The sequence below is a fragment of the Leisingera methylohalidivorans DSM 14336 genome (genome assembly GCF_000511355.1).
Lineage (GTDB): Bacteria > Pseudomonadota > Alphaproteobacteria > Rhodobacterales > Rhodobacteraceae > Leisingera > Leisingera methylohalidivorans.
This window is the reverse complement of record NC_023135.1, coordinates 622,010-642,990: the sequence shown is the minus strand read 5'-3', so window position 1 is coordinate 642,990 and position 20,981 is coordinate 622,010. Positions and strand designations below refer to the sequence as shown.

Sequence of the window (20,981 nt, the reverse complement as noted above, 5' to 3'; positions counted from 1 at the left end):
GGCGGCGGCACATGCTGCACCGTGATGATAAGTCCAGTTTGCCGCGTCAAGTCAGTCCTGCACGCTGCAGAGCGGCATAGATCATTGATTTTTGAACGAACTGCGGTTTAACAAGGACCATGCAGATATACCTTCCCATAGCTGAGGTCTCGGTCAATGCCTTCCTTCTCCTGGGCCTCGGGGGAATGGTCGGGGTTCTCTCGGGCATGTTCGGAGTCGGCGGCGGCTTCCTGATGACGCCGCTATTGTTTTTCATCGGCATCCCGCCCGCCGTGGCTGTGGCCACGGAAGCAAACCAGATTGTCGCCTCATCCTTTTCCGGCGTGCTGGCGCATTTCCGAAGGCGCACGGTCGACATCAAGATGGGACTAGTACTGCAGGCCGGCGGCCTGATGGGGGCCGCGCTGGGGGTGGTGGTGTTCAACTACCTCAAGGCGCTTGGCCAGGTCGATCTGCTGGTCAAGCTCTGCTATGTCATTTTCCTTGGCGTGGTTGGCGCGCTGATGTTCATCGAAAGCCTGAACGCCATCCGCAAATCCAAGAAAGCAGGCGGCACGGCCCCGGCGCCGCGGCGCCAGCGCAGCTGGGTGCATGCGCTGCCGTTCAAGATGCGGTTCCGGACCTCGGGCCTTTATATCTCGGTGATCCCGCCGGTCCTGGTCGGCATCTGCGTCGGCATTCTGGCCGCCATCATGGGGGTCGGCGGCGGTTTTATCATGGTTCCGGCGATGATTTACATCCTCGGCATGCCGACCAAAGTGGTTGTCGGCACCTCGCTGTTCCAGATCATCCTGGTCACCGCCTTCACCACCATGCTGCATGCCACCACCAACTATACCGTAGACATCGTTCTGGCAGTGCTGCTGCTGGTCGGCGGCGTGATCGGCGCCCAGATCGGCACCCGCATCGGTGTCTACCTGAAGGCCGAACAGCTGCGGATCCTGCTGGCGCTGATGGTGATCATCGTCTGCGTCAAACTGGGGCTTGAGCTGCTGCTGCAACCGGCTGAGCTGTACTCGCTCGGCGCCGCGGGAGGCCACTGATTATGCGCAAACTGCTTATGCCCGCCCTTACCGCTGCCGCGCTGGCGCTGCTGCCGCATTCCGCGGCCCAGGCAGCCGAGGAAGAGGTCGTTCTGGGCCTCAGCCAGGACCGGGTGGCAATCACCGCCACCTTCGACGGTTCGGAGATCCTGGTTTTCGGCGCGGTGAAACGCGAAACCCCGATTCCGTCAGACAACCCGCTGGAGGTGATTGTCACCGTCTCCGGCCCGGCGCCGGCGGTGACGGTCCGCCGCAAGGAAAAGAAACTGGGCATCTGGGTCAATGTGGACAGTGTCCTGGTGGACTCGGCTCCGGCATTTTACGCCGTGGCCACCAGTGCACCGTTCCGCCAGGTGCTGACAGATACCGAGGACCTTCGGTTCCGGGTCTCCATCGAACGGGCCATCCGTTCGGTCGGCGCGGCAATGCATATCCGCGGCGCCCAGTCCTTTGCCGACGCGGTGGTGCGCATCCGGGAAGGCAACGGGCTTTATTCGCTGCGGGAGAATACAGTTGCCGTGGATGAACAGACCCTGTTCCGCACTGCCATCAAAATGCCGGCCGATCTGACCGAAGGCGAGTATCAGACCCGCATTTTCCTGACCCGCGGCGGCGAGGTTGTCTCCAACTACGAGACCACGATCCACGTGCGCAAAGTGGGGCTGGAACGGTTTCTGTATTCAATGTCCCGCGAGCAGCCGTTTTTGTATGGTTTGATGGCGCTGGCGATTGCTATTGCCTCCGGCTGGGGCGCCTCTGCCGCCTTCAGCCTGCTCAGGAACCGGTAGAGAGGGGCGCTGCCCCTTTTGGCCGCGCGGCCAATGCACCCCGGAGCATTCGGGAAAGATGCCCCCCCCGTTTCTGCTTGGTGAAAATACTGCCGGAGGCGCGCTGCGTGCCAGCGCAGCGCCAGGCCCAACGGGAGCGGCGCATCCTTAAGGCGCCGGCGACGGGCGGGAGAGGTCAGCCGCGGCCGATATAGGGCATCTTGGTGGCCATCACTGTCATGAACTGCACATTTGCTTCCAGCGGCAGATTGGCCATGTGCAGCACTGATTTGGCAGCGTCTTCCACCGCAAATGTATGCATCGGCTCGGCACCGGGGCTGGCGTCGGCGTGACGCTGGCTCAAGTCTTCGACCATCGGCGTGCGGGTGTTGCCGATGTCGATCTGGCCGCAGGCGATATCAAAGGGCCGTCCGTCCAGCGACAGGCTTTTGGTGAGACCGGTGATGGCCGCCTTGGTCGCCGCGTAAGGCGCCGACTGCGGACGCGGCACATGGGCAGCGATGGAGCCGTTGTTGATGATCCGCCCGCCCTGCGGCGTCTGCTGGCGCATCTGCCGGAAGGCGGCGCGGGCGGACAGATACATGCCGGTGAGGTTCACGTTGACGGATGCAAACCAGTCTTCCAGCGGGATTTCATCAATGGTGCCGGGCGGTGTGAAGATGCCAGCGTTGTTGAACAGCACGTCCAGCCGCCCCGCGGCCATGGCAAAACGGTTCACCGCGTGATCCACCGCTGCCGGGTCGGTCACATCCGCGGGCAGCACATGCGCATTGGCGTGGCCCTGCGCCGTCTCGGTCAGCCTGTCCGCGCGGCGGGCCAGCAGCCCCACCTGCCAGCCTTCGGCCAGGAATACCTGCGCCGCAGCGCGGCCGATGCCGGAGCTGGCGCCGGTGATCAGAATGGATTTGCTCATGCCGGGGTCTCCTCTTGCACTTCCAGTGTCAGTGCCGCGGCTGGCACAGCCTTCAGGTCATCGACCTGCAGCGGGCCTGAGGGCTTGGCCAGGCGGTTGCGCACCACCCAGATCAGCCGCTCCTGCGCCCGGGTGATCGCCACATAGGCCAGCCGCTTCCACAGCGGCTGGCCCGCCTCGACCCGGCCCATGCGGGCGGCGGCGTAAATATCCGGGGCAAACACCTGGGTGGTGTCCCATTGCGAGCCTTGCGCCTTGTGTATGGTCACCGCCGCACCGTGCAGGAAGGTGGCGCCCATGCGGGCGGCGTAGGGGATGAAGGGCTCCTCCTCATCCGGCTTTTCGATTTTGACGATGGAAGCGGCAGAGACCTGCGGGTCTTCCGCCCCCATCACATGCAGACGGGAGAATCCGGGTTTGCGGCCGGAGCCGAGAAAAATCACCTGGGCGCCCTTGATCAGCCCGCGGGCCTCGAGATCCAGGCGTTTCTTGCGGTGTTTCATCGGCAGTTCGATCCCGTCGCAGATCAGCGGCTCGCCGGCGATCAGCTCATCCTCCGGCGCGCCATGCACGGCGCGGAAGGCGTTGATCAGCCGGATCCGTGTATTGTTGCGCCAGACAAGCACCGGCGAGCGTGCCATCAGATCGACCTCCACCCGCTGGCCCCAGACAACGCGGTCGTCGCGCCGTGCGGTGTCTTCGACCATCCGTTCGAAATCCTCAAACCCCAGCTGCGGATCGGCCAGAGCGTGGGCGAGATCCAGGATCGGATTGCCGGCCTCCTGCCGGTGAATGCGGTTCAGGATCAGGCGCTGCGGCTCCGGCAGGGTGTCGAACACCATTGACCCCGACTGGTTGACCGGGGCCAGCTGCGCCGGGTCGCCAAACAGCACCAGATTTGGAAAGATCTCTTTCAGGTCTTCGAACTGGCGGTCGTCCAGCATCGAGGCTTCGTCGACAAAACCGATATCAAGCGGCTCCTCCCGCCGCTTCCAGCCGGTGATGAAGTCAGAGCCGCGCAGGCCTGCCGCAGCCAGGGCGCCGGGAATCGACTTGTTTTTCTCGTAGAACGCAGCCGCGCGGGCCAGGGCTTCTTCGGTCAGCCCTTCGATTGCGGGCTTGTCGCCCTGCCCTGCCAGCCATTCGGCGATCCGTTCATATTCCGGGTCATAGACCGGCGTGTAAAGAATGCGGTGGATGGTTGTCGCAGGGACGCCGCGCAGGCGCAGGACGCTGGCCGCCTTGTTGGTCGGTGCCAGGATCGCCAGGGTGCGGCGGTCGTCGCCTTTCTTGCGGCTTTCATAATCGCCCGAGACGACCTCAACCCCGGCCTGCTCCAGCGCCTTGTAAAGCTCGGCCAGCAGCAGCGTCTTGCCTGATCCGGCCTTGCCGATCACGGCCATCACCCCGGCGTCGCCGCGGGGCGGCTGCAACAGCCCGTCATCAAGATCCACCCCCGCCTTGCGCAGGAGTTCGGTCACGCTGTCAAAAGCGGTGGCCTGGTCGTCGGAAAACTGTACGGGCAGAGCTGTCATTGCGCGACCCTACAGCCGCGGGACCGGGTCCGCCAGAGGATCCGGCCCCGGATTCCGCTTCAATCAGCCGGTAAGAGCCATGGGCGCTGCCGCACCCGCGGCCCCGAAGGAACGGTCGAACCAGAGCTGCGACAATTCGGGGGCGATCCCGGCCTTGGACGCTACAGCCTGATAAACTTCGGGCGTGTATTCCCACAGGCCAAGGCAGACCCGTTCACGGCCTTCGCCCTGGGTGCCGATGATCTCCGGGCTGAAGCCGAGGCTGCGGTAGATCCGCACCATGCGCCGGTCGAAGACACCGGCGAAATGGGCGATGGAAAAATTGCGCATGATCTCGACCCCGCCCAGGGTCAGCGCCCCCGCCGCATTGCCGTCCGCGTTGCGTGACAGGCAGAAGCGGGTGCATTCCCAGATCAGCGGGCTGCAGATCGGCACCCCGCCGGCCAGGTCAAGAAAGACGTCATTGACCATCACCGGGCCAGTGGTCGGAAGAAACCGCATGGAGCCGCCATGGCTGCCATCCGGCATTTCCCAGATCACATAGAGCGGATCCAGCTGATCATACTGGTCGCGCTCCTCCCCCTTGCGGTCCACTTGCACCTCCCAGCCCAGCCGGGTCCGGAATTGATCCGCCCGGTCGCGGAACATCGAGTGCGCAAGGCAGGCGTGGTTGTGAAGATCATGGCCGTAGATATAACGAAGCATTGAATAGTCCCCTTTTGGTTAAAAGTGGGGACAGGTTACGCTTGAGTTATTCAATTCTAGAGTGTACTTTCCACGACCTTCACACTCTGCCGTTAAACTACAATAAAACCGAGTGTCACGGCCCGGGTTATGGCGTGGGTCGTATTGATCGCCCCAAGCTTGAACCGGGCGCTTTCAATATAGACACGCAGCGTATGCTCGGAGATTGCCAGGGTCTTGGCCACCTGCGCACGGCTGTAGCCGATGGCCAGCAGTGTCAGCGCGTCCACTTCACGCGGCGACAGCGGCTGGGCCTGCTCAGGGCTGCGGCTGGGTTCAAATTCAAGCGCCTTGCGGTTGAAATAATGCGCCATCAGGATCATATCGCGGCTGTAGCGCTCCGTGAGTTTCTCCCAGGCCTCGTCGTCGCAATTATGGCTGACGGTAAACACCGCAAATTGCCCGTTCGGCCCGCGGATCGGAATGGAATAGCCCTGATTGCCGACCCCATGCTCCAGCGCGTCTTTCAGGAACTCGCGCGCCGGTTTCGGCGACCAGTCCAGCCGCTTCCAGTCAACCGGGTGGAAACGCTGATAACAGCCGGCCACCACCGGATCGACCCGCACATAGGCCATCTCCTGGTAGCGCTCGATCCAGGCCGGCGGATAGGTGCCGAAATAGTAGTGGTCGCCGGCGCTGTCGACCCAATGATACATGGCATGATCGACCCCGAACACGCCGCAAACCTGATCAATGATCGATTGCAGCCCATCTAGGGTTCCGGTGGCGTCGAGCGCCTCCAGAATCCGGTTCAATTCCGCCTTATGTCCCATTGCCGTATACCCGTTCAGTCCAGAGCCTGCCCGATCCGGCGTTTCACAACCAGCAAGATTGCCTCAGGCTTCATTACAAATAATTTCTGGTCTTTTGCAGTGCAGCACTCTGCGCGGTCAATGGCAACCTCCGGGATAAAGGCAATTTCCTGCTGCCCGGCACCCGGTTGCGCGGGTGTTGCGCCGGAAGCGGAGCGGCAACAGCCTGATTGCGCTGCCTCCACACCGCGCCTCCCCGGACATAACGAGTGATCAACGGGTAACCTGCTGAAATAATGAAATATAGTAAAAAAACCCGCGAACCACCTAGGTGATTCGCGGGAAGCCTTAAGTCCGGTTTGGATCAGACAGAGGATCAGCTTTTGGCCTCGAGCACATCCTGAAGGGTGCGCAGGCCGGTCTTCGGCGCCTGCACCAGCACCGACATATTGCCGGGAAGGTGCTCGTTGCGCAGCATCTTCATGTGCGCCTCGGGCAGGTCGTTCCAGGTAAAGACCTCGGACATGCAGGGGTCCAGGCGGCGCTCGACCATCAGCTTGTTCGCCGCGGCGGCCTGTTTCAGATGCGCAAAATGCGAACCCTGCAGACGTTTCTGGTGCATCCACATGTAACGGACGTCAAAGGTCAGGTTATAACCGGTGGTGCCTGCGCAGATCACCACCATGCCGCCCTTTTTCACCACGAAGGTGGAGACCGGGAAGGTTGCCTCGCCGGGGTGTTCGAACACCATGTCGACATTCACGCCTTTGCCGGTGATGTCCCAGATCGCCTTGCCGAACTTGCGGGCTTCCTTGAACCAATTGGCATATTCGGGCGTGTTCACCTTGGGCAGCTGGCCCCAGCAGTTGAAGTCCTTGCGGTTCAGCACGCCCTTAGCACCCAGGCCCATGACGAAATCGCGTTTGCTTTCATCCGAGATCACGCCGATGGCGTTGGCGCCGGCGGTGTTGATCAGCTGGATCGCATAAGACCCCAGGCCGCCCGAAGCGCCCCAGACCAGCACGTTCTGACCCGGCTTCAGATCATGCGGCTCGTGGCCGAACAGCATCCGGTAGGCGGTGGCCAGCGTCAGCGTGTAGCAGGCGCTTTCTTCCCAGGTCAGATGCTTGGGGCGCGGCATCAGCTGCTGGGCCTGCACGTTGGTGAACTGGGCGAATGAACCGTCCGGTGTCTCATAGCCCCAGATCCGCTGGCTGGGCGAGTACATCGGATCGCCGCCGTTGCACTCCTCGTCGTCGCCGTCGTCCTGATTGCAGTGGATCACCACCTCGTCGCCGACCTTCCAGCGCGTCACCTTCGACCCCACCGCCCAGACGATGCCCGAAGCGTCGGAACCGGCGATGTGATAAGGCGCCTTGTGGCCGTCAAAGGGCGAGATCGGCGTTCCGAGGGAGGCCCAGACGCCATTGTAGTTGACGCCCGCTGCCATCACCAGAACCAGCACCTCATTGCTGTCCAGCTCCGGCACGTCGACCACTTCCTGCTCCATCGCAGTGTTCGGTTCGCCGTGGCGCTCTTTGCGGATCGCCCATGCGTACATCTTTTTGGGCACATAACCCATCGGGGGCATTTCGCCCATCTCATAAAGATCTTTTTCGGGCGCCTCGTACGACATGACGTCAGTCTGGGTATCCAATGCCATGATGGCCTCCTTTGCATCCTATCAATTGCCGCGGTGCAGAATCGCAGCGGTTACTTGAGGGATAGGATCGACAAGATAATAATGCAACCCCTTTTGGCCTGTATGGGTAATTTTATGACCCTGCAGGTGCAGCATTACTCTTGGCAGGTGCAGAAAAACCATCCCCGCGGTCCGGATGCGCACCGTTCCGGGGCAACAGGTGGCGGATGGAATTGGCATAGAAGGCCAGCAGGTCGCGCCGCGCCGCAACCGGGCTGAACCGGCCGTTATCCTCGGCGATAAGTCCGCGCCGCGCCAGCTGCCGCAGCCCTGCTTCCGCAGAATAGCCCAGGTTTTCCCGCGGCATGTGGACATGGGCCAGCGGCATCGCCGCAATCAGTTCCGCCAGCCGATGCTCCACGGCGGCGCGGCTGAGGGGGCCGTGCTGCTGCAGGATGGCGGCGATCAGCGGCACCGGCAGCACCGGAACAATGGCGCTGATCCGCGCCATCAGTTCCCGTCCCAGCGGCCTGGTCAAATCGCCGTCCCGCCCGGCTTTGAACGCGGCCAGGCTGAGGGGCCGGCCAAAGTTCACCCCGGCATAGCCCGAACGGCGGTAACGCCCGGTCATCCACAGCCACAGCAGCCGCAGCAGCCGCAGCGCGACCAGGCCGATGCGGGCGCGGAATCTCCGTTCTTTATCCTTGGCGGCAGATGTCAGAATCCTGTCTTCCAGCACCCGGTCGTAATTCAGCGCCACCGGCACAAAGACCACATCACGCCCTTCCGGGTCACAGCCTTCGACGATGTATTTCAACAGGCCCAGCCTGGGGGCAGCGATGGCGCCATCCAGGCTGAGGCCCCCTTCGGGGAACATCGCCTGGGTGGAACCGCCCCGCGTGGCCAGCCGCACGTAGGCCGCCAGCACTTTGCGGTAGAGATCATTGCGCGAACGGCGGCGGATGAAATAGGCCCCCATCGCCCGGATCAAGCGGCTGAGCGGCCAGACCCGCGCCCATTCCCCCACCGCATAAGACAGCGCCGAGCGTTCCGCCGCCAGGTAGGTGACCAGCACATAGTCCATATTGGAGCGGTGATTCATCACAAAGACCACCGTCGCATCGGGGTCGATGGCCCGCAGCGCCGCCTCGTCCTGATGGCCCAGCCGCACCCTGTAGACCGCGTTGGACAGCCGCCGCGCCGCGCGGATGGCGAGGCCGAAATAGGCAAAGGCGGAAAATCCGGGGACAATTTCGCGGGCATAACGGCGCACCTGCTCGAACGCCACGTTTTCCGGGATGCCTTCTGCCGCCGCATGATCCACCGCCGCCTTGGCCACCTGCGGATCATGGATCAATCGTTGAATCATGTCATAGCGGCGGGTCAGCTTGAACGGCTCAATCGGGCGCTCCAGCCGCTGATTCAGCCGCGCCACCGCGCGTTCCAGCCGCCGCCGGAAAAACCAGCGCACCGAGGGGAACAGAAAATGCGAGGCAAGGGTCACCGCGGCAAAGCCCACGATCAGCACAAAGAGCCAGAGCGGAAGTTCCACGGTCTGCGTCATAAAGAGACAGTTGCGCAGGCCCACGCCCTTTACAAGCGCCATGCCGCCAGGGCGCCGCGCCCTGGCAGCGGAATTGCCGCAACGCAGCGAATTGACATGGGTTGAAAATTGCAGTTTACATCTGCATGACGAAATAAAATTACCGACACACTGACTCGCGAGGCCCGACATGCCGCAGATGCAAAAAGACCGCCCCTGGCTGATCCGCACCTATGCCGGCCATTCCACGGCATCGGCGTCCAATGCGCTGTACCGCTCCAATCTGGCCAAAGGGCAGACCGGCCTGTCGGTCGCCTTCGACCTGCCGACCCAGACCGGGTACGACAGCGACCACGTGCTGGCGCGCGGCGAAGTGGGCAAGGTTGGTGTGCCGATCGGCCATCTTGGCGACATGCGGACGCTGTTCGACGAGATCCCGCTGGAACAGATGAACACCTCGATGACCATCAATGCGACGGCGCCCTGGCTGCTGTCTCTCTATATCGCGGTAGCCGAAGAACAGGGCGCGGATATCTCGAAGCTGCAGGGCACGGTTCAGAACGATCTGATCAAGGAATACCTCAGCCGCGGCACCTATGTCTGCCCGCCCAAACCCAGCCTCAAGATGATCGCCGATGTGGCCGAGTACTGCTATACAAACGTGCCCAAGTGGAACCCGATGAACGTGTGTTCCTACCACCTGCAGGAGGCTGGAGCCACGCCGGAGCAGGAGCTGGCCTTTGCGCTGGCCACCGCGCAGGCGGTGCTGGACGAGCTGAAGCCGCGCATCGCGCCAGAAGACTTCCCGGCGATGGTCGGGCGGATCTCCTTCTTTGTGAATGCGGGCATCCGCTTTGTCACCGAGATGTGCAAGATGCGTGCCTTTGTCGACCTGTGGGACGAGATCTGCGAGAAGCGCTACGGCGTGGGCGACCCCAAGTTCCGCCGCTTCCGCTATGGCGTGCAGGTGAACTCGCTGGGGCTGACCGAGCAGCAGCCGGAAAACAACGTCTACCGCATCCTGATCGAAATGCTGGCGGTGACCCTGTCGAAAAAGGCGCGCGCCCGTGCGGTGCAGCTGCCCGCCTGGAACGAGGCCCTTGGCCTGCCCCGCCCCTGGGACCAGCAGTGGTCGATGCGGATGCAGCAGATCCTGGCCTATGAGACCGACCTCTTGGAATACGGCGACCTGTTCGACGGCAACCCGGCAGTGGACGCCAAGGTGGAAGAGCTGAAGGACGGTGCCCGGGCCGAGCTGGCCAACCTGGAATCGATGGGCGGCGCTGTGGCCTCGATCGAATACATGAAAGGCCGTCTGGTCGATTCCAATGCCGAGCGCCTGAACCGGATCGAGAAGAACGAAACCGTCGTGGTCGGCGTCAACAAATGGACCGAAGGCGAACCGTCGCCGCTGCAGACCGAGGATGGCGGCATCATGGTGGTCGACCCGGCGGTGGAGCAGGAGCAGATCAGCCGCCTGAACGCCTGGCGCAGCGAGCGGGACAATGCGGCGGTGGAAACGGCACTCGCCGCCCTGCGCGCCGCGGCGCAAAGCGGCGCCAATATCATGGAGCCCTCGATTGCCGCCGCCAAGGCCGGCGTCACCACCGGCGAATGGGCCGAGGAGATGCGCAAGGTTTACGGCACCTACCGCGGCCCGACCGGCGTGTCGGCCTCCGTCTCGAACAAGACCGAGGGGCTGGACGACCTGCGCGATGCGGTTAATGCAGTCAGCGACGTGCTGGGCCGCCGGATAAAATTCGTGGTCGGCAAGCCGGGCCTCGACGGCCATTCCAATGGCGCCGAGCAGATCGCCTTCCGCGCCCGCGACTGCGGCATGGACATCACCTATGACGGCATCCGCATGACCCCGGCAGAGCTGGTGGAGGCGGCGCAAAAGGACGACGCCCATGTGGTCGGCCTGTCGATCCTGTCCGGCAGCCACCTGCCCTTGGTCGAGGAGATGATGGGCCGCATGCAGGAGGCCGGCCTTGGCCATATCCCGGTGATCGTCGGCGGGATCATCCCGGATGACGACGCGGAAAGGCTGAAATCCATGGGCGTGGCGCGCGTTTACACCCCCAAAGACTTCGAGCTCAATTCAATTATGAGCGACATTGTGAACTTGGCAAGGCCACCGGAAATTGCAGTGAATTGACCTTTCTTCGGCATTTTTCCGCGAATTAGGAAAAAGATGCTGAAACGCGTCTGGCATTTGCGCCATAAAGAATGACATACCGGAACCTCCGGTATGTCATTTAATGTGGAGTACAGAATGACCCTCGATCTTTCGGCAATGACCAGAAAAGAACTTCTTCAGCTGCAAGGCGATGTGGAAGAAGCGCTGCGCGCAGCGGAAGTGCGCGAACGCCAGGAAGCTTTGAAAGCGGCTGAAGAAGCAGCTGCAAAATACGGCTTTTCCCTGGAAGAAATCGCCAATGCGTCGCGCCAGGGCACAAAGAAAAACAAAGCGGCCCCGAAATACCGCAATCCCCACAACCACGAAGAAACCTGGACCGGCCGCGGCCGCAAACCGCATTGGGTGCATGCTGCGCTGACGGCGGGCATGGATATTTCCGACCTGGAAATCTGATCCTGACGGCGGAGCAACGCGATGACCATTCATATTGGTGCCGCAAAAGACGACATTGCGGAAACCGTTTTGATGCCTGGCGACCCCTACCGGGCGAAATGGGCCGCAGAGACATTTTTGAAAGACGCCAAACTGGTCAACGAGGTGCGCGGGATGCTGGGCTACACCGGCAGCTGGAACGGGCATCCGGTGACAATTCAAGGCAGCGGCATGGGGATGCCTTCGCTGTCGATCTACGCCAATGAGCTGATCCGCGATTTCGGCGCCAAAACGCTGATCCGCATCGGCTCCTGCGGCGGCATGCAGGACAGGGTCAAGGTCCGCGACGTGATCCTGGCGATGACTGCCAGCACTCTGAACAGCCCCTCCAGCGGCATCTTCCGGGAGCTGAACTTTGCCCCCTGCGCCGACTGGGGCCTGCTGCAGGCAGCGGCGCAAGCCGCAGCAAAACGCAATGCTGCAACACATATCGGCGGCATCTACTCTTCGGATGTGTTCTATGACGAGCGGCCCGATCTGAATGAACAGATGGTGCGCCATGGCATTCTCGGCGTGGAGATGGAAGCCGCAGAGCTTTACACGCTTGCAGCCCGGCACGGCTGCCGGGCCCTGGCGGTGCTGACGGTTTCCGACCATTTGGGCACCGGCGAAGCCTTGCCGTCCGATCAGCGCGAGCGCAGCTTCGGAGACATGGTGGAAATTGCGCTGGAAGCCGCATTTTCCTGACACAGTGCCAATTTTATAAAAAGTAAGGGCAGCGGTTTCCCCTGCCCTTTTTTCTTGCCAGCCTGAGGTATGATCAATGCGGTCATAAGGCGCTTTGATTTCATTTTCTGGCCGCACTGATTCAATGCATCCTAAAGGCTGGGCCAGTTTAGCGCCGATTCATTCCTTCGTATCCCTGGCCTTTCAGATATCGCGCCAAAATTGGCGGCCACGCTGTAATTAATGCCTTTCTCTTACGTTCACGGCTGGCCATGGCTGCCGTCATAGCCATTGCGCTGCGGGCTTTGCCAGCCCTTCAGCGCGCCTGCAGCGGGCGCAAAAATCTCGATCAGCAGAGGATGGCAGGCGGCGGTATCGCTGGAATGCTCAGCCGAGCAATCGCCGCCGGGACAGGCACTGAGAGCGCCCAGGATATCAATCTCGGCGAAGAACTCCAGATAATCACCGGGCCGCACCGGACTGGCCTTCATGAAATACTGGCCGGTGTCACGGGTAAATCCAGTGCACATGAAGACGTTGAGCACGTCATGCACATGCGGCTCCGCCTCCGCCCGGGACATGCCCAGGTGCTCCGCCAGTGCGCGCGTCAGGTTTGAATGGCAGCAGTGGTGGTACTGGCTGCCGGCCAGCAGGTTTCCGGTGTAGGGATCGCAGCGGGTGCCGATCACGTCATGCACCGAGCCGCCGAAATCGTCGATCCCGTACCAGCCCAATGTATCCGCGGTAATCGTCGCCATGGGGCGCAGATGCGGGAAACTGCTCCACATCCGCTCGCCCGTGGTGATGTGGGTGCCATGCAAGGCGCGGGTCTTGCCGGAATAGAACCGCTCGCTGAGGTCTTTCCTGTTCCACAGGTTGAGGTCGCCGACCTGCGGCCCCTCGACTGAACTGATCCGGAAGAAATGCCCGGCCGGCACCTCGAAACAGGCGGCTTCACGGGGCTGCGCCAGCACCTCGCCGGTTTTCACCGCGCCCAGCCGGGCCTGCTGAAACAGCGTCAGATCAGGCGCAGGCAGGGTCTCGTTGGGATAGCAGACCACTGGCCGGACGGCGCGGCGGGCCTCCGCATCGGCGGGGGCTTCGAAAATGTCGGTCATGGGGCAAACCTTCCTGTCTTGTTTGCCCCATCAAGACCGCATCGCCGCGGGCTTGCAAGCCCCGCAGCAGCGGCTGGACTGTGCTGTCAGATCACAATCACGTCCAGCGGCGGGAAGCCGTTGAAGCCGACCGACGCATAGGTCGAGGTATAAGCGCCGCAGGAATGGATCACCACGCGGTCGCCGCCCTTCAGCCCCAGCGGCAGCTGGTAGGGCTTGCGCTCGTACAGCACATCCGCGCTGTCGCAGGAGGGCCCCGCCAGAATGCAGGGGCCGGTGGTCTCATGGTCGCGGTCCGTGGTGATCCGGTAGCGGATCGCCTCGCCCATGGTTTCGGCCAGGCCCGAGAACATGCCGATATCGAGGTAGGCCCAGCGGTGCAGATCATCGTCGTGCTTGCGCGAAACCAGCAGAACCTCGGCGGCAATGGCGCCTGCCTCGGCCACCAGGCCGCGGCCCGGTTCGGCCATGATCTCCGCCACATCGCCAAAATGCGCGCCGACCTGCGTCATCACCGCGCGGGCGTAATCTTCGGCCGGCATCATGTCCGAGCCATAAGAGGCCGGGAAACCGCCGCCAATGTTCAGCAGGTTCAGCTTATGGCCTGCCTCATGCGCCTGGCGCCAGACCTGCGCCACCTGCTGCAGCGTGCTCTGCCACATCTGCGGCTCGCGGGTTTGCGAGCCGACATGGAAAGACAGCCCCTCGACCAGCAAACCGCGGGCGGCGGCATAATCCATCAGCTTCAGCGCTTTTTCCGGGGTGCAGCCGAATTTACGGCTGAGCGGCCAATCGGCTTCGCTGGCCTCGACGATCAGCCGCAGACAGATCCTGGCTCCCGGCGCATGCGCGGCCAGCTTGTCCAGCTCCTCACGTGCATCGGCGGCGAAATGGGTGATGCCGATGCTGTGGGCAAAGGCAATGTCCGAGGGGCGTTTGATGGTATTGCCAAAAGTGATCCGGCTGGCCGCGGCCCCTGCCGCCAGGCACAATTCGATCTCCGTCCGGCTGGCAGCGTCGAAATTGGATCCCTCCTGCACCAGCCGCTCAAGAATAGCCGCTGCCGGATTGGCCTTGACCGCATAGTGAATGCGGGCCCGGCCCAGCCCGCGGGCCAGCGCCTGGTATTTGGCGGCAACAGCTTCGGCGTCCACCACCAGCGTCGGCCGCTCAAACCGGTTGGCGGCAATGAAGCTCAGAGTGCGGGATACGGTTTCGCAATTACGGGCAGTCAGCCCGGCCACGTTTGCGTTCATGGTCATCTCCAAAAGACCCGGCCATATATGACCGCTCAGTTCTGTCAGAGACGTTACCGTCGCTACGTAACCGTAGGGGCGTAACCCCTTTCGCCAGAGGCGCGTGCGTTGGCGTCTTGGGCGCCCGTATCGGGCATGTGCCTGAGTCGTTCAAGTGTTTTTTTGCCATGCCTGCAGCATACCGGCAGGCTGGTGCGCTCCCGCCTGCTTCAGGGGCTTTGCAAAGCCCCGCCGCAGTTGGGCCCGGCACCGCGCAAAGCGCGGTGCCGGGCCCAAGGCCGCACGGAAGGCGCTCCGGCGGAGCCGGTGCGCCTGCGGGCGCGGGAGCGTTCCGTCAGGGCTTGCGTTGCGGATTGCGGCAGATGCGCGGCGCCTTACCGCCCGGCGCAACCGCGCCGCAATGGCTGCAGTGCCATTGCCCCTTGGTGCGCTGCTGGCGCCAGCGGCAATTGCGAGTCAGGCCGGTGGCACTGCGGCGCCACAGGAAATAGCCGAACACAGCGGCAAGGAGAAGCAGCAGTAACAGGGGCATGGCCCCTGTCTACGCTGCAGCAGCCGCAGCCTCAACCGCCAGGGTTCTCAGGACGCCTGGTAGTATTCGATCAGCCATGCGCCGGGATCAGCCTGCTTGCCCGCCGGCAGCGGTTCCGGGGCGGAATAGGCAAAGGCTTGCTCCAATGCGTCCAGCGCGTCTTGTGCAGCCTGTCTCTTTTTCGGTTTCACGGGGTCCATCGGGTTGCCTCCATAGTCTGGCACGAGCCTCCCTTGCGCAGAAAGATAAGCGCTGGCCAAGTCCGCTGCAGCAGTTGATTGTGCAAGGGCGTCATGCAGGAACTGCATTGCAAACCCCGCCGGCCAGCCTCAGCCGGTCAGAAGGTCCCCGGCCAGCCCCAGCGCAAAACCCGCAACCGCACCCAGCGCCGGCACGCTGCTGCGGCTGGAATGGGCCTTGGGCGCAATATCCTGAAACAGCAGATAGAGAATCCCGCCGGCGGCAAAAATCATGATCGCCCCCAGTGCTGCGCGGGCGTCGGCCAGCCAGACGAGCCCTGCCAGCGCGCAGACCGGCCCCAGTGCGGCCAGTCCCAGAAAGGCCAGCAGCACATGCCAGGCCGGGCTGCTGCCGCGCCAGATCTCGCGGAAGGCGGCAAAGCCCTCGGGCAGGTTTTGCAGAAAGATCATCAGTGCCAGCAGCCTGGCAGTGGCAGCATCCGCCACCAGCATCGCCCCCAGCGCCATCGCCTCGGGCAGGAAATCCAGCAGCATCGCCAGCAGCAGCGCCCCGCTGCCGCCGTGCTTTTGCAACATGGCATCTGCCGCGTAGAACACCCCCCCGCCCGCTGCAAACAACACAACGGCAAGCACCGGCGGCAGGGCCTCCGCCGCTTCCGGCACCAGCACCAGCGCCACCGCAGAGGCCAGCGCCCCGCCGCCAAAGGCCCCGACGGTGTGCAGCACCTGGTCCCGGAGCATCGGGTTGCGGATATGCTCGCACCAGGCAAGGAACCCGCCCAGCGGCATAGCGAGACCGGCAAACCCGGCTAAAAGAATGGCAAAAACATGAGGTTGCATCACGGCAGCCTATAGCGGCTGCCACCGCAACTCAACCGGTTTACGTCAGGTGTTGATGCAGGAGGTTGCCTGCGCGGCCTGCCCGTCTGTCACGTTTGGCCCGGCCTGCACGGTCCGCAAGACTGTCGCCCCGGCGCCATGGCCGAGGAATTCAGTCCGCACCCGGTACTGACCGGTGATGCCAGCCGCTTCGATACAACCGGGGATGCGGGCATCGATGGCAGCAAGCTGTGCCCCCAAGCGGTCATTGTCCGCCGCCGACAGGCAGCCTGAAAGAAGGCTTAGGGCCGCAATGGCCGGAAAGATGGTTTTCATAACTGTGCCCGCCGCCTGCTTGGGGAAAAACAATGCCCCCGGTTTCGCAGGAAACCGGGGGCGGTGCAATTTTCATCGCTGCCGGGCAGCGGATCCTTGCGGATCAGGCTTGCTTCGCATCAAACGCTGCGCTCGACCATCATTTGCTTGATATGTGAAATCGCCTTGGCCGGGTTCAAACCCTTGGGGCAGGTCTTGGCGCAGTTCATGATGGTGTGGCAGCGGTAGAGCTTGAACGGATCTTCCAGCTGATCCAGCCGTTCCGGCGTGGCCTCGTCGCGGCTGTCGATGATCCAGCGGTAGGCGTGCAGCAATGCGGCGGGGCCAAGGTAGCGGTCGCCGTTCCACCAGTAGCTGGGACAGGAGGTCGAGCAGCTGGCGCACATCACGCATTCATATAGCCCGTCCAGTTTCTTGCGGTCCTCGATCGACTGCTTCCACTCTTTCGCGGGGCGGTTGGTCTTGGTTTCCAGCCAGGGCATGATCGACGCATGCTGAGCATAGAAATGCGTCAGATCCGGGATCAGGTCCTTGATCACCGGCATATGCGGCAGCGGGTAGATCGCCACATCGCCCTTGATCTCGTCCATGCCATAGATACAGGCCAGCGTGTTGATGCCGTCGATGTTCATTGCGCAGGACCCGCAGATGCCTTCGCGGCAGGAGCGGCGGAAGGTCAGGGTCGGATCAATCTCGTTCTTGATCTTGATCAGCGCGTCCAGCACCATCGGCCCGCAGGTGTCCATATCCAGGAAATATGTATCGACACGCGGGTTCTCGCCGTCGTCCGGGTTCCAGCGGTAGATCTTGAACTTGCGCACATTGGCGGCGCCCTCCGGCTTGGGCCAGGTTTTGCCGGTGGTCATGCGCGAGTTCTTGGGGAGGCTGAATTGTACCATAATCTGTCTCCTTAGAACGTCCGCGCCTTGGGCGCGATTTTCTTGAGGCTGATGCCGCCTTCGTCTTCGGTCGACAGCGGGTCGGTGATCACCGGGCGGTAACTGAGCTGCACCTCGTTACCCTCGACACGGGACACGGTGTGCACGCGCCAGTTCTCGTCGTCTCGGGTTGCGTAATCCTCATGCGCATGGGCGCCGCGGCTTTCCTTGCGGGCCTCTGCGCCCACGATGGTGGCCAGCGCGTTGGGCATCAGATTGGTCAGCTCCAGTGTCTCCATCAGGTCGGAGTTCCACACCAGCGACCGATCGGTCACCGCCAGGTCGTCCAGCTTGGCCGCGATGGCGGTCATCTTCCCGAGACCCTCTTTCAGGGTCTTGTCGGTGCGGAACACCGCCGCATCCGCCTGCATGGTGCGCTGCATCTCCAGCCGCAGATCCGCGGTCGGGATGCCGCCCTTGGCATTGCGCAGGCTGTCAAAGCGGTCAAACGCCTTGTCCACGGATGCCGTGTTCAGCACCGGGTTGGCCGCCTCTGGATCCACAACCTTGCCTGCGCGGATGGCCGAGGCGCGGCCGAAGACCACCAGGTCGATCAGCGAGTTGGAACCCAGACGGTTGGCGCCATGCACCGAGGCGCAGCCCGCCTCGCCCACCGCCATCAGACCCGGCACAACACCGGTCGGATCCTCATCCGTCGGGTTCAGCACCTCGCCCCAATAGTTGGTCGGGATGCCGCCCATGTTGTAGTGCACGGTGGGCAGAACCGGGATCGGCTCCTTGGTGACATCCACACCGGCAAAGATCTTGGCCGACTCGGAAATGCCCGGCAGCCGTTCCGCCAGCGCCTCGGCCGGCAGGTGGTTGAGGTTCAGGTGGATGTGGTCGCCCTCGGCCCCCACACCGCGGCCTTCGCGGATTTCCATGGTCATCGAGCGGCTGACATAGTCGCGCGGCGCCAGGTCTTTGTACTGGGGCGCGTAGCGCTCCATGAAGCGTTCGCCTTCGGAGTTGGTGAGGTAGCCGCCCTCACCCCGCGCGCCTTCGGTGATCAGGCAGCCGGAACCGTAGATGCCGGTCGGGTGGAATTGCACGAACTCCATGTCCTGCAGCGCCAGGCCTGCGCGCGCCACCATGCCGCCGCCGTCGCCGGTGCAGGTATGCGCCGAGGTCGCCGAGAAATAGGCGCGGCCGTAACCGCCGGTCGCCAGCACCACCATCTTGGCGTTGAAGACATGCATGGTGCCGTCATCCAGCTTCCAGCAGACCACGCCCTGGCACTGCCCGTCCTCGGACATGATCAGGTCGATGGCGAAATACTCGATGTAGAATTCCGCGTTGTTCTTGAGGCTCTGGCCATACAGCGTGTGCAGGATCGCGTGGCCGGTGCGGTCGGCGGCGGCGCAGGTGCGCTGCACCGGCGGGCCTTCGCCGAACTCGGTGGTGTGGCCGCCGAACGGGCGCTGGTAGATCTTGCCCTCTTCGGTCCGGCTGAACGGCACACCGTAATGCTCCAGCTCATAGACCGCTTTGGGGGCTTCGCGCGCCAGGTATTCCATCGCGTCGGTGTCGCCCAGCCAGTCCGAGCCCTTGACAGTGTCATACATATGCCACTGCCAGCTGTCCGGCCCCATGTTGCCCAAGCTGGCGGCAATACCGCCCTGCGCCGCCACGGTGTGGGAACGGGTCGGGAACACTTTGGTCACGCAGGCAGTGCGCAGGCCCTGCTCGGCCATGCCCAGCGTCGCGCGGAGGCCAGCCCCGCCGGCGCCAACCACGACCACGTCATATTCATGTGTTTCGTATTCGTAAGCAGCCATTGATGGAAACCTCGGGGAGTTACAGGGCCAGGCGGATCAGCGCATAGGCGCTGGTCGCGGCGACAGCATAGGACAGGCAGTTGACCAGGATAATCGTCAGGCGGCCTTTGACGCCGTGAACGTAATCCTCGATCATGATCTGGGCGCCGGATTTAAAGTGCATCATGCCGACCCAGATCGTCAGCGCCGCCACAAGTGCCGGGAAGGGACGCGCATAATAGGCGGTGATCTCTTCATAGGATCCGCCCAGCGCCGGGCCGAAGGTGAAGACAAACAGCGGCACCAGGATCAGGAGAGCAATCGAGCTCACCTGCATCGACCAGTGGTGGCTGGTTCCGGATTTTGCAGCGCCCATGCCTACGGCGCGCTTGCGGTCAGTCAGATATCGCATCGCGTTATGTCCCCAGCTTAGACGATGATAATGGTCAGAACGGTCAGAACTGCCGAACCCGTGATCACAAACCAGCCCAGCTTCTCGGCCTGATCCAGTTCCAGCATGTAGCCATTGTCCCAGATCAGGTGCCGGATGCCCGCCAGCGTGTGATACCACAGCCCCAGTGCCGACAGGGTCATCACCAGGTCGCCGAACCAGCTGGTCAGCACGCCGTTGGCGGTGGCAAAATATTCAGGCGAGGTAGCAGCGGCCAGGAACCACCAGGCAATCAGCAGCGCCGAGACGATCAGCGCGTTGCCGGTGATCCGCGTCAGGATCGACGTCACAGAGGTCAGCTGCGGCCGGTAGACCTGCAAATGCGGCGAAAGCGGGCGGTTGCCCCGATTGACATCGGCCATGATGGCTCCTTTTCAGGTTGGCTGACGACGTTTTAGCCGATTTTTACGGCGTGTCACCCGGAGGAAGTGTTAAAAACCACGTGAAATTGCTCTGTTGGCGCTAAAAGGCCACGACTTGTGATCACAGCAAATAATTAGTGATCACAAATCCGCGGATTGGAAATTTTTTGCAGAATCACAAGGCAATCTGCAAATCACTGCAAAGGCTGCACCCTCCCGTCTGCCTCGGGCGGCAGCGCTGCTGTCTGCCTTGCGACCTCCCGCACCAGCTTTTTGCGGATCCGTGCGGGGTAGTCGTCAAAGCTGGCAGCTGTGACCACAAAGGCCCCGTCGCCGCGGATCACATTTTCATAGAAATAGGCCGTCAGGTCCGGTTCGCTCTGTTCGATGGCGATGGCATTCACGGTCACCCCTAGGGCTGCCAGCGCCCCATGCGCCGCGCGCGGCTCGACGCCTTCGTTGGAAAACCCGTCGCCGGAGATGTCGATCACCCTGCGCCTGCAGTCCGGAACCGCGGCGAACTGGTCCAGCGCCAGCAACAGCGCCTCGCCCACTGCGGTGGAATAATTGCGCCAGGGCCGCGGCGCCTGTTCGATTTGCCGGGCAAGTGCTTCCACATCGGCGAAACGGCGGACAGGCGCCCAAGGCAGAGTCACCTCCTGCCGGGACGCACCCGACCATTGCACCAAAAGCACGTGCGCCCGCGCCTTGACCAGCGCCTCGGACACAACCCCGTCGCGCAGCCCCGCCGCCAGCCCGTCCATCTGCACCCGGTACTCATCGGCATCCACCGAGCCGGACACATCCACCGCCAGCACCAATGCCAGATCGCAGGCCGCCGTCCGCAGCGGCCAGAGGAAAAGCGTGGAGAGAACCAGAAGCTGCAAAACCCGCATGCCGCCAGCTTATGCAGCAATACCGCGGCGGGTCATCACATTTCTGCCAGCCGCGATA

The 20,981-nt window shown here is 62.8% G+C and carries 22 protein-coding genes; 5 read left to right on the top strand and 17 right to left on the bottom strand.

The window, feature by feature from the left end:
• Window positions 1–119: 119 nt before the first annotated feature.
• Both METH_RS03315 and METH_RS03310 read left to right on the top strand, forming a co-directional pair.
• Window positions 120–1,043: a sulfite exporter TauE/SafE family protein gene (locus METH_RS03315; RefSeq protein ID WP_024089000.1), complete on the top strand. Its 924-nt coding sequence runs from the start codon at window positions 120–122 to the stop codon at window positions 1,041–1,043.
• Window positions 1,044–1,045: 2 nt separating this feature from the next.
• Window positions 1,046–1,831, top strand: a complete 786-nt coding sequence (locus tag METH_RS03310) for a TIGR02186 family protein (RefSeq protein WP_024088999.1) — start codon at window positions 1,046–1,048, stop codon at window positions 1,829–1,831.
• Window positions 1,832–2,006: 175 nt separating this feature from the next.
• On the opposite strand, the gene METH_RS03305 is transcribed toward METH_RS03310, so the two are convergent.
• The 6 genes from METH_RS03305 to METH_RS03275 all read right to left on the bottom strand — a co-directional run bounded on the left by METH_RS03305 (window position 2,007) and on the right by METH_RS03275 (window position 8,981).
• A complete protein-coding gene (locus METH_RS03305; protein ID WP_024088998.1) occupies window positions 2,007–2,744 on the bottom strand; it encodes an SDR family oxidoreductase in 738 nt (245 codons plus the stop codon).
• Complete coding sequence (locus tag METH_RS03300; protein WP_024088997.1) at window positions 2,741–4,279, bottom strand: ATP-dependent DNA helicase; 1,539 nt, start codon at window positions 4,277–4,279, stop codon at window positions 2,741–2,743. The genes METH_RS03305 and METH_RS03300 overlap by 4 nt, the downstream gene beginning before the upstream one ends.
• Window positions 4,280–4,342: 63 nt before the next feature.
• A complete protein-coding gene (locus tag METH_RS03295; protein WP_024088996.1) occupies window positions 4,343–4,984 on the bottom strand; it encodes an acyl-homoserine-lactone synthase in 642 nt (213 codons plus the stop codon).
• 92 nt (window positions 4,985–5,076) lie between these two features.
• Window positions 5,077–5,796, bottom strand: a complete 720-nt coding sequence (locus METH_RS03290; protein ID WP_024088995.1) for a helix-turn-helix transcriptional regulator — start codon at window positions 5,794–5,796, stop codon at window positions 5,077–5,079.
• A gap of 355 nt (window positions 5,797–6,151) precedes the next feature.
• Entirely contained in the window at window positions 6,152–7,438 is a 1,287-nt protein-coding gene (gene ccrA / locus METH_RS03280; protein ID WP_024088993.1) for a crotonyl-CoA carboxylase/reductase, read from the bottom strand.
• A gap of 112 nt (window positions 7,439–7,550) precedes the next feature.
• Window positions 7,551–8,981: a 1-acyl-sn-glycerol-3-phosphate acyltransferase gene (locus METH_RS03275; RefSeq protein ID WP_024088992.1), complete on the bottom strand. Its 1,431-nt coding sequence runs from the start codon at window positions 8,979–8,981 to the stop codon at window positions 7,551–7,553.
• A 169-nt stretch (window positions 8,982–9,150) separates the two neighbouring features.
• Here METH_RS03275 and METH_RS03270 point away from each other — a divergent pair, with 169 nt between their 5' ends.
• The 3 genes from METH_RS03270 (at window position 9,151) to deoD (ending at window position 12,279) form a co-directional block, all read left to right on the top strand.
• Entirely contained in the window at window positions 9,151–11,118 is a 1,968-nt protein-coding gene (locus METH_RS03270; RefSeq protein ID WP_024088991.1) for a protein meaA, read from the top strand.
• 117 nt (window positions 11,119–11,235) lie between these two features.
• Window positions 11,236–11,553, top strand: coding sequence for an H-NS histone family protein (locus METH_RS03265; RefSeq protein WP_024088990.1), 318 nt, complete (start codon window positions 11,236–11,238; stop codon window positions 11,551–11,553).
• A gap of 21 nt (window positions 11,554–11,574) precedes the next feature.
• Complete coding sequence (gene deoD / locus METH_RS03260) at window positions 11,575–12,279, top strand: purine-nucleoside phosphorylase (RefSeq protein ID WP_024088989.1); 705 nt, start codon at window positions 11,575–11,577, stop codon at window positions 12,277–12,279.
• A gap of 239 nt (window positions 12,280–12,518) precedes the next feature.
• Here deoD and METH_RS03255 read toward each other — a convergent pair whose 3' ends face one another.
• From METH_RS03255 to METH_RS03210, 11 genes are all read right to left on the bottom strand, one after another.
• Window positions 12,519–13,376, bottom strand: a complete 858-nt coding sequence (locus METH_RS03255) for an urea carboxylase-associated family protein (protein WP_024088988.1) — start codon at window positions 13,374–13,376, stop codon at window positions 12,519–12,521.
• Window positions 13,377–13,462: 86 nt separating this feature from the next.
• Window positions 13,463–14,632: a type III PLP-dependent enzyme gene (locus METH_RS03250; RefSeq protein WP_024088987.1), complete on the bottom strand. Its 1,170-nt coding sequence runs from the start codon at window positions 14,630–14,632 to the stop codon at window positions 13,463–13,465.
• A 334-nt stretch (window positions 14,633–14,966) separates the two neighbouring features.
• Complete coding sequence (locus METH_RS03245) at window positions 14,967–15,164, bottom strand: hypothetical protein (protein ID WP_024088986.1); 198 nt, start codon at window positions 15,162–15,164, stop codon at window positions 14,967–14,969.
• Between the two features lie 47 nt (window positions 15,165–15,211).
• Window positions 15,212–15,388, bottom strand: a complete 177-nt coding sequence (locus tag METH_RS23740) for a hypothetical protein (RefSeq protein ID WP_156927434.1) — start codon at window positions 15,386–15,388, stop codon at window positions 15,212–15,214.
• A gap of 105 nt (window positions 15,389–15,493) precedes the next feature.
• Window positions 15,494–16,204, bottom strand: coding sequence for a ZIP family metal transporter (locus METH_RS03240; protein ID WP_024088984.1), 711 nt, complete (start codon window positions 16,202–16,204; stop codon window positions 15,494–15,496).
• 45 nt (window positions 16,205–16,249) lie between these two features.
• On the bottom strand, window positions 16,250–16,552 hold the full coding sequence (locus METH_RS03235; protein ID WP_024088983.1) for a hypothetical protein: 303 nt from the start codon (window positions 16,550–16,552) through the stop codon (window positions 16,250–16,252).
• Between the two features lie 86 nt (window positions 16,553–16,638).
• Window positions 16,639–17,418, bottom strand: a complete 780-nt coding sequence (locus tag METH_RS03230; protein ID WP_024088982.1) for a succinate dehydrogenase iron-sulfur subunit — start codon at window positions 17,416–17,418, stop codon at window positions 16,639–16,641.
• An 11-nt stretch (window positions 17,419–17,429) separates the two neighbouring features.
• Window positions 17,430–19,235 (bottom strand): succinate dehydrogenase flavoprotein subunit, encoded by a 1,806-nt coding sequence (sdhA, locus tag METH_RS03225; RefSeq protein ID WP_024088981.1) that lies wholly within the window; start codon window positions 19,233–19,235, stop codon window positions 17,430–17,432.
• A 19-nt stretch (window positions 19,236–19,254) separates the two neighbouring features.
• Entirely contained in the window at window positions 19,255–19,626 is a 372-nt protein-coding gene (sdhD, locus tag METH_RS03220; protein WP_024088980.1) for a succinate dehydrogenase, hydrophobic membrane anchor protein, read from the bottom strand.
• A 17-nt stretch (window positions 19,627–19,643) separates the two neighbouring features.
• A complete protein-coding gene (sdhC, locus tag METH_RS03215; protein WP_024088979.1) occupies window positions 19,644–20,027 on the bottom strand; it encodes a succinate dehydrogenase, cytochrome b556 subunit in 384 nt (127 codons plus the stop codon).
• A gap of 194 nt (window positions 20,028–20,221) precedes the next feature.
• On the bottom strand, window positions 20,222–20,923 hold the full coding sequence (locus METH_RS03210) for a DUF1194 domain-containing protein (protein WP_024088978.1): 702 nt from the start codon (window positions 20,921–20,923) through the stop codon (window positions 20,222–20,224).
• Window positions 20,924–20,981: the final 58 nt, after the last annotated feature.